Below are 12,334 nucleotides of genomic sequence, written 5' to 3' on the forward strand. Positions count from 1 at the left end.
TGACATGGATGCTCGGGTCGCGGGACACCAGCGAGTGGCGGTTCCGCTCCGGCCGCGAGAAGTCCACGGCCGCGGCCCGGCTGCTGGACCTCGACTACCGACTGCCGCTGACCGGCGAGAACGCGGCGGACGCGGGCAAGCCGCTCGACTACACCGCCGGCCTGACCGCACAGGACAGCCGGCGGGCGCTTCCCCTCGCCTCGTTGAAGGTCTGGTACGCGACGGACGGCACCGACTGGAAGCAGGCCACGGCGGCGCGCGGGGCCGACGGCAAGTGGAAGGTCACGGTGCCTGCCGTGGGCACCGCCAAGGTCGACCTGCGGACAACCGTCACGGACACCACCGGTGCGTCACTGACCGAGACCCTGATCGACGCGTACAACTCGGGCTGCGCCGACATCTGGTGCTGACCTGCGCGCCGGAGCCCGGGCTTCGGTCCGTGGACGAGCCGGCGGTGAGCAGCGAGTGACGAGGGGGCGGGGCCGCATGCGGCCCCGCCCCCGAACTGCTCAGGACCGCCGTATTGGTTAGGGTGACGCCGTGGCGAGAGTGCGGTTGAGCGTGCCGGAACGACGCGAGGAGCTGCTGCGCGCTGCCATCGAGCAGATCGAGGTGCGGGGCGTCGCCGCGGTACGGATCGCTGATGTGGCGTCCGTCCTCGGTGTGAGCAACGCACTCGTGCTCTACCACTTCTCGACAAAGGAGAAGCTGGTCGCGGCCGCCTTCGCGCACGCCGCCGAGGCCGATCTGGCCCATCTGCGCAAGCTGCTCGGCCGCCGCACCAGTGCGGTACGGAGGCTGCGCGCCGCCGTTCGCTGGTACGCGCCGACCGGGCAGGCCAAGGGGTGGCGGCTGTGGATCGAGGGCTGGGCGGCCTCGTTGCGTGATCCGGCGCTGCGCAATGTGGCCGGCGATCTCGACCAGCAGTGGAAGGCCGAGCTGGCCGAGGTGCTTGAAGAGGGCGCCGCCGCAGGGGAGTTCCACTGCGACGATCCGATGTCCGTGGCCTGGCGGCTGACCGCCCTGCTGGACGGTCTGGCCGTCCAGATGACATCGTACGCCGGTCCGCTCTCCCGGGACACGATGCTGGCGTGGACGGACGAGGCACTCGCCCGCGAACTGGGCATCGACCAGGCGGCACTGACGGCCTGACCGGCAGTCGCTCCGCTTCCGTCAGCCCCTGACGTCTCGCGTATTCTCCCGCTCTTCTCCCCGTCTCCCCGTCTCCCCGGGGGCCTTCCCATGTCTGCGGCCGCCTCTACGATCGGACAGGCGACCCAGATGATGATCAGGTACAGAGTCATTCCGCCCGGGGTGGGCCCGGATGACTACGAGCCGGCCGACCTGGAGGCGCGCGTGGAACTCTTCGCGTTCCCAGACTCCACTCCCTGGGTGGGGCTGCTGAAGTCGACCGTGGAGGCACCGCTGCCGCCGGGGGCGCGGGCGGCGATCCTGCGCGTGCGAGAACAGCCGGGGGGCCAGCAGACCCGCCGGGCAGCGTCCTCCATCCGGGCCTGGTAGTAGGCCCGGTCCCGCGGGTACGCCCCAAGGTCTGGCAGGGCTGCACGGATCCCGTCCGCTGCGGCCTGCCAGTCCCGGCCGAGGACGTACCGGATCAGCGAGTTCGCGCTGGAGCGGTTCACCGCGTGGGCGGTGGCGCAGACCGGCGACCGGATCTCGGTGCTGTTCACGCCATGGGACGAGGGGCTGGTCCGCTCCTGGTACCGCCGGGCGCTGGTCGAGCTGGCGCAGCTGCCGCACATCGGCCGGGTCGCGATCGAGACCAATCTCAGCGGCCGTACGCGGTGGCTGGCCGAGGCGGGTGGGGCCGCGACAAGATCGCGCTGTGGTGCACGTACCACCCGGGGCAGACGCCGTACGACCGCTTCCTCGCCAAGTGCCGGGAGCTGACCGGCCTCGGTGTCCGGTACAGCGTCGGTGTCGTCGGTCTCGACGAGTATCTCGACGAGGCGCGGCGGCTCCGCGCCGACCTGCCCGAGGAGGTCTATCTCTGGGTCAACGCGGCCGAGGGGCACAGCTACACAGATGAGGAGGCGGACCGCTGGACGGCCCTCGACCCCCTTTTCCCGTACAGCCGGGATCCGCATCGCTCGGCCGGGATGCCCTGCCGGACGGGCGAGTCGGTCATCTCGGTGGACGGGGACGGCACGGTGCGCCGCTGTCACTTCGTCCCGGCCGAGCTCGGCAATCTCTACGACGGCAGCTGCCGGCAGGCGTTGGCCCACAGGCCTGTCCGCTCGCCGTGTGCGACTGCCACATCGGGTATGTGCATCTGGAGACGCTGCCGCTGTACGACGTCTTCGCGGGCGGCGTACTGGAACGCGTACCGGCCGGGCCGGCGCACGTACCGGCGCACCGGGATCAAGCGTTGCTGCCGTTGCTCCCGGTCGCCGGACGGGCCTGAACGAACCGGACGGGCCTCGGCGAACAAGCCCGTCCGGCGGAAGAGGACACCGCGTCGACTACAGCGGCAGCAGGTCGGGCCGCTTCGCCTCGACGTGGTCGCCGGAGGACTCGCCGCGCAGCCGCCGTCCGATCCACGGCACCAGATATTCGCGTGCCCACTGGATGTCGTCGCGCCGTACCTCGAGCGTGCCGCGCTGCGCCTGAGGCGGCCACTCCTGGTCGGGGTCGGCCGGCACGCCGAGGCCGAGTACCTGGGCGGCGCGCAGCGCGACCCGGGTGTGTCCCTCGGGCGACAGATGGAGCCGGTCGTCGTCCCAGGCACGCCTGTCCTGCACGGACCGCAGCGACCACAGGTCGAGGACCGGGCAGTCGTAGCGGTCGGCGATCGACCGCACATGGGCGGTGTAGGTGGCGATCTTGCCGCGCAGATGGCGCAGCACGGGAACGCCCCGGGTGTCGAAGCCGGTGGTGACCATGACGGTGCCGACCGACCGGGTCAGGTCGGCGACCGCGCGCTCGAATCGCTCGGCCACGTCGTCGGGGTCGGTGCCGGGCCGGATGATGTCATTGCCGCCCGCGCAGAAGCTCACCAGATCGGGGGCGAGTTCCTTGGCGCGCGGCACCTGCTCCTCGACGATCTGGTCGAGGAGGCGTCCGCGTACGGCGAGATTGGCGTACCGGAAGTTCCCGTGAGCGGCACCTGCGGAACCGGCGGAACCATCGGTGTTCGTCGCTGCATCGGGGTCGGGCAGCTGGTCCGCGAGGAGGACCGCGAAACGGTCCGCCCAGCCGACGAAGGTTCCGTCCGGGCCGGGGTCACCGACTCCCTCGGTGAAGCTGTCGCCAATCGCTGCGTACGACCCGATGGCACCATGCCGGTTGTTGACGCCACGTTGAAAGTTTCTCGAATCGTCTGCCACAAGGGCACATCCTGCACCGCCGAATGTGACCTACGCGACCGTAATAAGGGGTTGACGGAGGGTGAGATAGACCACCCGGTCAGGTTTTAGTAAAGAGGGAATAAGTGAAGGGGCGGTGCGCCGCCGCGCACCGCCCCTTCACCAAGCCGTTCGGATCAGCCCTGATCGAATCCGATCAGACGGAGATTCCGTGCGAAGCCAGGTAGGCGACCGGGTCGATGTCCGAGCCGTACGCGGGGCCGGTGCGGACCTCGAAGTGGAGGTGCGGGCCGGTGACGTTTCCGGTGGCACCGGAGAGGCCGATCTGCTGGCCGGCGGAGACGGTCTGGCCCGCCGAGACGGAGAGCGCGGACAGGTGGCCGTACTGCGAGTAGCGACCGTCGGCGTGCTTGATGACGACCTCGTTGCCGTACGCGCCACCCCAGCCGGCGGTGACGACGGTGCCGGAGGTGATCGCCTTCACGCTGGTGCCGGTGGCGACCGGGAAGTCGATGCCGGTGTGGCTGCCGCTGGACCAGTTGGCACCGGAGGCACGGTAGTTGGTGGTGTGCTTGCCCGGGACCGGGGAGACGTAGCCGGAGCTGCTGCTCTGGGCGGCCGAAGGGGCGGCCGCGGGCTTGGTGACCACCGGAGCCTCCGACGGGGCCGCGGCGGGCTGCGTGGTGCCGGTGGCCGCGGCGGAGCCGCCGAGGGTCAGCTTCATGCCCGGGAAGATCAGGCTCGGGTCGCTGCCGACGACCTCACGGTTGTCCTGGTACAGCTTCTCCCAGCCGCCTGCGACCTTGTTCTCGGCAGCGATCTTCGACAGGTAGTCGCCGGCGACGACGGAGTACGTCCGGGTCTCGGCCTGCTTCTTCGCGACCGGGGCGGCCGAGGCGACGTGCGCGGCGGCGGCCGAGTGCGCGGCGGGAGCGGCCTGTTCCGCGGCGTGGGCACCGGTGGCACCGAGCAGCGGAAGGGCGATGACGGCCCCGCCGGCGCCGGCGGCGGCGACGCCACGAGCGAGGGTGCTGGACTTCTGGCGACGGTGCTTACCCGATATGGACATGAAGATTTTCCTCTCCGGCGCCTACGAGGTGAGCTGTCGGGTTCGGGCTGGAGGTGCCCGGTCGCACGAAGTGCGACTTCACCCCGAGCCGCCGGATTTCTCCGGTCGGCGGCTTACCTGGTTCCCCCGCTCCTGCCACACGATGAGTGGGTGCGAATTCCGGTCGGCGGCAGGATTAGGCGGTCCGTCCGGATTGACGGTGACCGTAAACGAGTGAGGACGGGCAGAACAAGCCTTCGGTTGCGTGCCGGAATCCGCGCCGGGAAATCGGCGCGGAATTCCGGTCACCCTCCGTGGATTAAGGATCTTGGCTTTCCGCGCGGTGTACGGATTACCCGGCCGCCGCGCCACCACACACCGTCACGGATATGATCCCGCTCACGAGAGACCCCTCATCTCCCGTATAAGTAGGGCATGTTCGACTAAATGCCCTAATACGGACATGTCATGAACATCATCCGCGGCGGAGCCTCAGCACCTTCGCGTCCAGGTCCCCCCGTAGACCCGTGTGCAACCCCTGATGCAGCAGCACGGAACCGTGGTGGACGGCGCCGGTGTCCAGACAGGTATAGGTCGCCGCGGGGTCGAGCCCGCGCAGCCGCAGGGCCGGCGGCAGCTCCCCGTACCTCTGTGCCTCCAGCCACATGAGCACCACGGTCTCGTCACCGAGCGTGTACTGCATAGCGCTGAGCCCACCGCGCGGCGCTCGCAGCCGGTACAGCGCCCCGTGCTGCACCACCGGGCGGATCTCCTTGTACAGGTCCACCCAGCTCCGGGCCTCGGCCAGCTCCTCGTCGCTCCACTCGGTGAGGTCTCCGCCGACCCCGAGCACCCCGGCCATCGCACTCACGAAGCGGAAACGGAGCGAGCTGACCCTGCTGTTGAGCTGGACATTCGGGCTGTCGGTGACCCAGGCGGCCATCACGCGGGCCGGATGGACCTGCCCGAAACCCTCCTGGATGGCGAGCCGGTCCAGCGGGTCGGTGTTGTCGGAGGTCCACACCTGGTCGGTACGGGCGAGGATGCCCAGATCGATCCGGCCGCCGCCGCCCGAGCAGGACTCGAAGGCGACACCGGGGTGAGCCGCCCGCAGCCGGTCGATCAGCGCGTAGAGCGCGTCCACATGCTCGATCCAGAGCTTCTGCGGATAATCCTCGCCCGGCCAGCCCGCATCGGTGAAGCAGCGGTTGAAGTCCCATTTCACATAGTCGATCGGGGCACTGGACAGCAGTGTGTCGAGCTGTTCCCACAGATAGTTCTGCACATCGGTCCGGGCCAGATTGAGCACCAGCTGATTACGGAACTCCGTGCGGATCCGCCCGGGAAAGTGCTATACCCAGTCCGGGTGCGCGCGGTACAGGTCGCTGTCGGCATTCACCATCTCCGGCTCGACCCAGATGCCGAACTGCATGCCGAGTGCGTGCACTTCATCGGCGAGCGGCTTCAGCCCGCCGGGGAAGCGCTCGGGATTCGGGGTCCAGTCGCCGAGTCCCGCCCGGTCAGTGGTGCGCTGCCCGAACCACGCGTCGTCCACCACGAACAGTTCGACACCCATCGCCGCGGCGCGCACGGCCAGGGCGCGCTGCTGGTCCTCCACGATGTCGAAACCGGTCGCCTCCCAGGAGTTGTAGAGCACCGGCCGGAGGCCTTCGGCGTCCGGAATGACGTGGGCCAGCTGCCAGGCGTGCCAGGCACGGCTCGCCCCGCCGAACCCTTGGGCACTCCACAGTCCGGCGAACACCGGTGTGGTGTACGTCTCTCCCGGCGCGAGCCGCAGCAGCCCGGAGTCGTCGTAGCCGGCCCCGCCGGTGATCTGTACGAGCCCGTCGGGGAGCTGCTGCACGGCGATCCGCCACGAGTCGGACCAGGCGAGCGCGCAGCCGTACACCTCGCCGTCCTCCTCTGTGGCCGCTCCGTCCGCGTCGAGCGCGACCCAGGGCAGAGACTGGTGCCCGGTGTGACCTCGCCTGCTGGAGAGGACCTTCTCGCCGTATGTCAGTTCCGACCGCACGAGCTGCGTCTCCGCCGCCCCCGCCCGTGCAGCTGGCTGAGGCGCCAGGCGTCACGGGCCGGCAGCGCCCAGGCGGCCGCGTCGGCGCGCAACAGCTCCAGCGGCGGACCGTCCGGACCGGCGTGGCTGACAGTGGCCCAGCGCTCGATCACATCGGAGTCGTCCCGCATCCGGTAGTGCAGCGTGAGCGCGAGCCGCTGTACGGAGTCGGAGAACGCGATACGGAGTTCGTCGCCGTCCACCGCGGCCCCCGTGTGTTCCCATTCGGTGCCACGGACCTCGAGGGTGCGTACGGAGAGAGCGGGCCGGACGAACCGGGGCCCGCCCTCCACCGGGTACTCCTCGCGGCCGTCCAGCCGCGACTCGAAGCCCCGCGACGGCGGCTCCGGTGCGGCGGCGAGGGCCTCGGCGGCCGCGAGGGAGATGCGTGGCCCCCAGTGCAGATGGAGCAGTTCGTCCCGGTCGGTGAGATGCAGCGCATAGCTGCCGGTCGCCCCGGTCAGCAGCCAGGTCCGACCCTTGTCACCAGTCTCGATCATCTCATCCCCACATTCACACAGTTCCGCACATCATCGAGCGTCGCCGGGTGGCCGGGCAACGCCCGCGCAGGGGCAATTCACCGGCGGGCGAGGCAAGAACGGCCGAGATGATTGCCTGAGGAACCGATGTCGTATCGTCACGGGAGTGACCTCGTCGGCGAGCCGCGCCGACGCCAGACACTCCAGGAGACACCGTGACGCAGCAGGTGCCGCAGATCCCGTCGACGGAACCCGAGCTGTCAGGTGTGCGCAACTTCCGCGACGTGGGCGGGCTGCCCACCGTCGACGGGCGCCGGGTGCGGTACGGACGGCTCTTCCGCAGCGGTCACCTCGCGCACGCCACATCCGAGGACGCGGCGTTCCTCGGCGACCTCGGGCTGCACACGATCTTCGACTTCCGCAACGCGGCCGACCACAAGCTCGACGGTCTGGACGTGGAGCTGCCGGGCGTACGGAACGTGAGCATCCCGCTCTCCGACCCGGCCGACGGCGCCGAGTTCTGGCGCATGGTGCGCGACGGCAACATCGAGCAGCTGCACAACATCCTCGCCGACGGCAAGGGAGCGGCCCGGATGACCGCCTCGTACCGGTCGATCGTCAAGGACCGCACCGCCGAGCACAGCCGGGTGCTGCACGCCCTGGCCGAGGACAGCGTCCCCGCGCTGATGCACTGCGCGGCGGGTAAGGACCGAGCCGGGATCTCGATCGCGGTGTCGCTGCTCGCCGTCGGGGTCGAGCGCGACGCCATCGAGGCCGACTACCTCAAGTCCAACGCCCCGCACCGCCGGTACAAGGTGCGCCGCAGCGACACCTCGGCGACCGGGATGTCGCCCGAGGTGATGGAACTGCTCAGCCCGCTCTTCGACGCCCGCGCCGCATATCTGGCGCAGGCCTTCACCACGATCGAGGAGACCTGGGGCAGCACCGACCGCTATCTCGCCGAGGGGCTGGAGCTCACTCCGCAGACGCTGGAGCGGCTGCGCGGACGGCTGCTCGACGAGGCGTAGCCGGACCGCCCGGCGGTGGTGGCCGGCGGTCAGCCCTTGCCTGCCACCGCGAAGAGCAAGTAGAGGAACGCCGCGAAGACGTGTCCGGCGACGAGATAGGCGACCAGCCGGATCACCACGCCGCGCGGAAACTTCCCCTCCTGCGGTCCGTCATTCTTGGACCTGGCCGGGGTGAGCGGATCGAAGTTCTCTGAATCGGACATGACAGTCCTCTCTGGCGACCGGACGGACCGGTCTCAGCGACGGTGGATGCCACTGCCGAGGCACAGCTCGGCGGCAGGGCTCTGGAGCAGGGTGTGGACGAAGAGGAGCTCGGATCCGTCGCGGTCGACGGCGGCGATCCGGTGCGGGATGAGCGAGTCGAAGTGGGCGCTGTCCCCGGGGTCGAGATCGTGCACGGTGTCGCCGAGGCTCACCCGTAGCCGCCCGGCCAGGACGTACAGCCACTCCTCGCCCGGATGGACGCGCACGAGATCGCCCTGCGCGCCGTACGGCACGCGGACGCGCAGCGCCTGCATCGCCCGGCCGGAACCACCGGCCTGCTGATACATCCAGCCGTCGGCCTCGGCGCCCTCGAACCTGCCGGCGCGGACGATCGCGTCACGTTCCGGCGGTGTCTCGCCGAGCAGCTCGGAGACCGTCGTACCGTAGATCCTGGCAAGTCCGAGGAGCATCGGCAGCGAGGGCTGACGCCGGCCCGTTTCGAGCCGGGAGAGATGGGCGGGGGAAAGCCCCGCGCGCTGCGCGACGCTCTCTAGGGTGAGACCACGGCGGCGGCGAAGATCGCGCAGACGTGGCGCGACCCCGGGCAGCTCGTCGGCCACCCCTCCATCGGGAGGATTCATAAGTCCATTGGGCCAGGATCCTGCCTCAGAGGCAATTTCTTTGCCTCCGAGGCAAACCCTGTGGGCTCAGCGGTGGGCGACCGCCTGCTTGACCAGTGTCCTGCCGAAGTCCCACATCAGTCCACCGCCGCTGTGCGCGTCGTCCATCACCGCCGTGAACGCGGTCACGAACCGGTCCACCTCCGGCTCGCCGATGACCAGCGGCGGAATCAGCTTGATCACTTCCAGATGGTCGCCGGAGACCTGGGTGAGGATCCGGTGCTTCTGCAGCAGCGGTACGACCACCATCTGCGCGAAGAGACCCTTGCGGGCTGCCTGGAGCATGGTCCAGCGGCTGCGCAGTTTCAGCGAGGACGGCCGGCCGAACTCGATGCCGATCATCAGCCCGCGGCCGCGGACATCGTGCAGCAGCTCGTACCGCCCTATGAGCGCGGCGAGCCGCTCGCGCAGCAGATCGCCGGTGCGGCGGGCGGTCGCGACGGTCTCCTCGTCCTCCATCACCGCGAGGACCGCGAGCCCCGCCGCCATCGCCTGAGCATTGGAGCCGAAGCTCGCCGAGTGGACCAGGACCCGGTCCATCGACGAATAGACGCGTCTGAAGATCCAGTCCTTCCCGAGGGTCGCCCCGACCGGCACATAGCCGCCGGAGAGCGCCTTGGCGACACAGACCAGATCGGGTTCGACCCCTTCCTCGTGCTGGTACGCGTAGAAGTCACCGGTCCTGCCGAGGCCGGTCTGCACCTCGTCGGCGATGAGCAGCGCCTTGTGCCGGTGCAGCAGCGCCTGCGCGGCACGCAGGAAACCCGGCGGCGCCTCGTGGACACCCTTGCCCTGGATGGGCTCGACGACGAGCGCCGCCACATCGCCGCGTTTCAGTTCGCGGCGCAGTGCGTCGAGGTCGCCGAGCCCGATGGCGGTGTCGGGCAGCAGCGGTGCGAAGCCGTCCCGGAAGCCGGACTCGCCGTTGACCGAGAGCGAGCCGGTCGTCAGGCCGTGGAAGGCGTGGGTGCAGTAGAGCACGCGCGGCTTCCCGGTGGCGTACCGGGCGAACTTCAACGCGGTCTCGACGGCTTCGGTACCGCTGTTGCCGAAGAAGACCCGGTCCAGGTGCGGGCTGTGCGAGAGCAGCTTCTCGGCCAGCAGTCCGGGCAGCGGCTGGCAGTCGAAGCGGGTGAGGTCGGCGAGCGAGGCGTCCAGGACGTCGTGCAGTGCTTTGCGGACGACGGGGTGGTGGCGGCCCAGACCCATCACGCCGAAGCCGGCGAGCATGTCGAGGTAGTCGTTGCCGTCCGCGTCCCAGAAGTACGCGCCCTCGGCCCGCTCGTAGAACCTGTCGAAGCCGATGGTGTGCAGCATCCGCGGCAGCTGGTGGTTGAGGTATTCCGTGTGCAGCTCGTAGCGTTCGGCGCCGCGTTCCGCGAGGAGTTGCGCCAGATCGAAGCCCTTGGGCCCGCCGTCCTTCATTCCCCGCTCTCCTCAATCCCCTCGACCGCGTCCTTGGCGGCCAGCGCGGCACTGATCCGGCCGGCGATCTCGACCGGTGTGAGCCCGATGTCGGCCAGCACCTCGGCGCGCTTGCCGTGCGCCAGGAACTGCTCGGGGATGCCGAACGTGCGCAGCGGTACGTCGACACCGGCATCACGCAATGCCTGTCCGACCGCCGAACCCACGCCTCCCGCCCGGCTGTTGTCCTCGACGACGACGACCAGCCGGTGCCGTTCGGCGAGCGGGGCGAGCTGTTCGTCGACCGGTTTGACCCAGCGGGGGTCGACGACTGTGCAGCGGATCCCGCCACCCGTAAGGAGGTCGGCGGCCTGCAGGCAGACGGAGGCGAGCACGCCCACCGCCACGATGAGCACCTCGGGATGGTCGGCGCGGTGCAGCACGTCCATGGCACCGACCCGGCCGATCGCCGGGACGGGCTCCCCCACCGACTCCTTGGGGAAGCGCAGCACGGTCGGCGCGTCGTCGACGGTGACGGCTTCACGCAGCTCCTCCCGCAGCCGGTCGGCATCGCGCGGGGCGGCGATCCGCAGCCCGGGCACGACCTGGAGCACGGACAGGTCCCACATGCCATGGTGCGAAGGACCGTCGGGGCCGGTGACGCCCGCCCGGTCGAGGACGAATGTCACCCCGCAGCGGTGCAGCGCGACGTCCATCAAGAGCTGGTCGAAGGCGCGGTTGAGAAACGTGGCGTAGACGGCGACGACCGGATGCAGGCCGCCGGTGGCGAGCCCCGCAGCGGAGACCGCCGCATGCTGCTCGGCGATCCCGACGTCCCAGACCCGGTCGGGGAACGCCTCGGCGAACTTCGTCAGCCCGACCGGGTGCAGCATCGCCGCTGTGATCGCGACGACGTCCGGTCGCTCCGCACCGATCGCGGCGATCTCGTCCCCGAACACCGAGGTCCACGACGGGCTGCCGAGCGGGGCGAGCGGGGCACAGGTCAGCGGGTCCATCGCACCGACGGTGTGGAACCGGTCGGCCTCGTCCTCGAGTGCGGGCGCGTACCCGCGGCCCTTCTCGGTGAGGCAGTGCACCAGTACCGGGCCGTGGAAGCGTTTCGCCCGGCTGAGCGCCGACTCGACGGCCGCGATGTCGTGTCCGTCGATCGGCCCGACGTACTTGAGCCCCAGGTCCTCGAACATGCCCTGCGGGGCGAAGGCGTCCTTGAACCCCTTCTTCGCGCCGTGCAGCGACTCGTACAGCGGCTGTCCGACGACGGGGGTGCGCTGGAGGACCTCCTTGCCCCATGACAGGAAGCGTTCGTACCCGTCGGTGGTACGGAGGGTGGCGAGGTGGTTGGCGAGGCCGCCTATGGTCGGGCCGTACGAGCGCTCGTTGTCGTTCACCACGATGATCAGCGGCCGGTCCCTGGCGGCCGCGATGTTGTTGAGCGCCTCCCACGCCATGCCTCCGGTGAGCGCCCCGTCCCCGATGACGGCGACGACATGGTCGGGGCGGCCGAACACCTCGTTCGCCTTGGCCAGACCGTCCGCCCAGCCGAGCACGGTCGAGGCGTGCGAGTTCTCGATGACGTCGTGCGGGGACTCCTCGCGCGACGGGTAGCCGGAGAGGCCGCCCTTCCCCCGCAGCTTGGAGAAGTCCTGCCGCCCGGTGAGCAGTTTGTGTACGTAGCTCTGGTGCCCGGTGTCCCACAGGATGCGGTCCACGGGTGAGTCGAAGGCCCGGTGCAGGGCGATGGACAGCTCCACCACCCCCAGGTTGGGCCCCAGATGGCCGCCGGTCCTGGCCACCGCCTCGACCAGGAACTTCCTGATGTCCTCGGCGAGTTCGCCGAGTTCCGGTCCGCTCAGTGCCTTCAGGTCGTGCGGCCCCCGGATGGTCTCCAGAATGGTCACGCTCGGGCCCCCTCTCCGGTCCTGTTTCAGCTCACGGTGACGGCGGGGACCCCCGATGGTGTCCCCGCGTCTTCCATGCCCTCGGCGATCTTCAGGGCTTCCTCGATGAGCGTCTCGACGATCTTCGACTCGGGAACCGTCTTGATGATCTCGCCCTTGACGAAGATCTGCCCCT

At 69.7% G+C, this 12,334-nt stretch carries 10 protein-coding genes, 3 pseudogenes and 1 riboswitch; of the genes and pseudogenes, 5 read left to right on the forward strand and 8 right to left on the reverse strand.

Annotation, left to right across the window (positions count from 1 at the left end):
• The first annotated feature begins 8 nt into the window (after positions 1 to 8).
• From ABZV38_RS26030 to ABZV38_RS26045, 4 genes and pseudogenes are all read left to right on the forward strand, one after another.
• Positions 9 to 410 carry a hypothetical protein gene (locus ABZV38_RS26030; RefSeq protein ID WP_356330736.1) on the forward strand — a complete coding sequence of 134 codons (402 nt, stop codon included), beginning with the start codon at positions 9 to 11 and terminating at the stop codon, positions 408 to 410.
• A gap of 130 nt (positions 411 to 540) precedes the next feature.
• Complete coding sequence (locus ABZV38_RS26035) at positions 541 to 1,152, forward strand: TetR/AcrR family transcriptional regulator (RefSeq protein ID WP_356330738.1); 612 nt, start codon at positions 541 to 543, stop codon at positions 1,150 to 1,152.
• Positions 1,153 to 1,281: 129 nt separating this feature from the next.
• On the forward strand, positions 1,282 to 1,521 hold the full coding sequence (locus ABZV38_RS26040) for a hypothetical protein (RefSeq protein ID WP_356330739.1): 240 nt from the start codon (positions 1,282 to 1,284) through the stop codon (positions 1,519 to 1,521).
• A 105-nt stretch (positions 1,522 to 1,626) separates the two neighbouring features.
• A pseudogene (locus ABZV38_RS26045) lies at positions 1,627 to 2,425 on the forward strand (STM4011 family radical SAM protein); the annotation flags it as partial.
• 58 nt (positions 2,426 to 2,483) lie between these two features.
• Here the strand turns inward: ABZV38_RS26045 and ABZV38_RS26050 are convergent.
• The 3 genes and pseudogenes from ABZV38_RS26050 to ABZV38_RS26060 form a co-directional block, all read right to left on the reverse strand.
• Entirely contained in the window at positions 2,484 to 3,347 is an 864-nt protein-coding gene (locus ABZV38_RS26050) for an SGNH/GDSL hydrolase family protein (protein ID WP_356330741.1), read from the reverse strand.
• Positions 3,348 to 3,522: 175 nt separating this feature from the next.
• Positions 3,523 to 4,395 carry a LysM peptidoglycan-binding domain-containing M23 family metallopeptidase gene (locus ABZV38_RS26055; protein WP_356330743.1) on the reverse strand — a complete coding sequence of 291 codons (873 nt, stop codon included), beginning with the start codon at positions 4,393 to 4,395 and terminating at the stop codon, positions 3,523 to 3,525.
• A 3-nt stretch (positions 4,396 to 4,398) separates the two neighbouring features.
• Positions 4,399 to 4,558: riboswitch (cyclic di-AMP (ydaO/yuaA leader) on the reverse strand.
• A gap of 291 nt (positions 4,559 to 4,849) precedes the next feature.
• Positions 4,850 to 6,945, reverse strand: a pseudogene (locus ABZV38_RS26060) (alpha-galactosidase).
• 194 nt (positions 6,946 to 7,139) lie between these two features.
• On the opposite strand from ABZV38_RS26060, the gene ABZV38_RS26065 reads away from it, so the two are divergent.
• Positions 7,140 to 7,952 (forward strand): tyrosine-protein phosphatase, encoded by an 813-nt coding sequence (locus ABZV38_RS26065; RefSeq protein WP_356330745.1) that lies wholly within the window; start codon positions 7,140 to 7,142, stop codon positions 7,950 to 7,952.
• Positions 7,953 to 7,981: 29 nt separating this feature from the next.
• Here the strand turns inward: ABZV38_RS26065 and ABZV38_RS26070 are convergent, their stop codons facing one another.
• The 5 genes and pseudogenes from ABZV38_RS26070 to ABZV38_RS26090 form a co-directional block, all read right to left on the reverse strand.
• Positions 7,982 to 8,155: a DUF6126 family protein gene (locus ABZV38_RS26070; protein WP_356330748.1), complete on the reverse strand. Its 174-nt coding sequence runs from the start codon at positions 8,153 to 8,155 to the stop codon at positions 7,982 to 7,984.
• A gap of 33 nt (positions 8,156 to 8,188) precedes the next feature.
• Positions 8,189 to 8,797: an XRE family transcriptional regulator gene (locus ABZV38_RS26075; protein ID WP_356330750.1), complete on the reverse strand. Its 609-nt coding sequence runs from the start codon at positions 8,795 to 8,797 to the stop codon at positions 8,189 to 8,191.
• 66 nt (positions 8,798 to 8,863) lie between these two features.
• On the reverse strand, positions 8,864 to 10,261 hold the full coding sequence (locus tag ABZV38_RS26080; RefSeq protein WP_356330752.1) for an aspartate aminotransferase family protein: 1,398 nt from the start codon (positions 10,259 to 10,261) through the stop codon (positions 8,864 to 8,866).
• Complete coding sequence (gene dxs / locus ABZV38_RS26085; RefSeq protein ID WP_356330754.1) at positions 10,258 to 12,159, reverse strand: 1-deoxy-D-xylulose-5-phosphate synthase; 1,902 nt, start codon at positions 12,157 to 12,159, stop codon at positions 10,258 to 10,260. Before dxs ends, ABZV38_RS26080 begins: the two co-directional genes overlap by 4 nt.
• A 26-nt stretch (positions 12,160 to 12,185) precedes the next feature.
• Positions 12,186 to 12,334 (reverse strand): annotated as a pseudogene (locus ABZV38_RS26090) (4-hydroxy-3-methylbut-2-en-1-yl diphosphate synthase); the annotation flags it as partial.

Origin of the sequence: Streptomyces sp. NPDC005181 (assembly GCF_040608395.1) — a bacterium.
Taxonomy (GTDB): domain Bacteria; phylum Actinomycetota; class Actinomycetes; order Streptomycetales; family Streptomycetaceae; genus Streptomyces.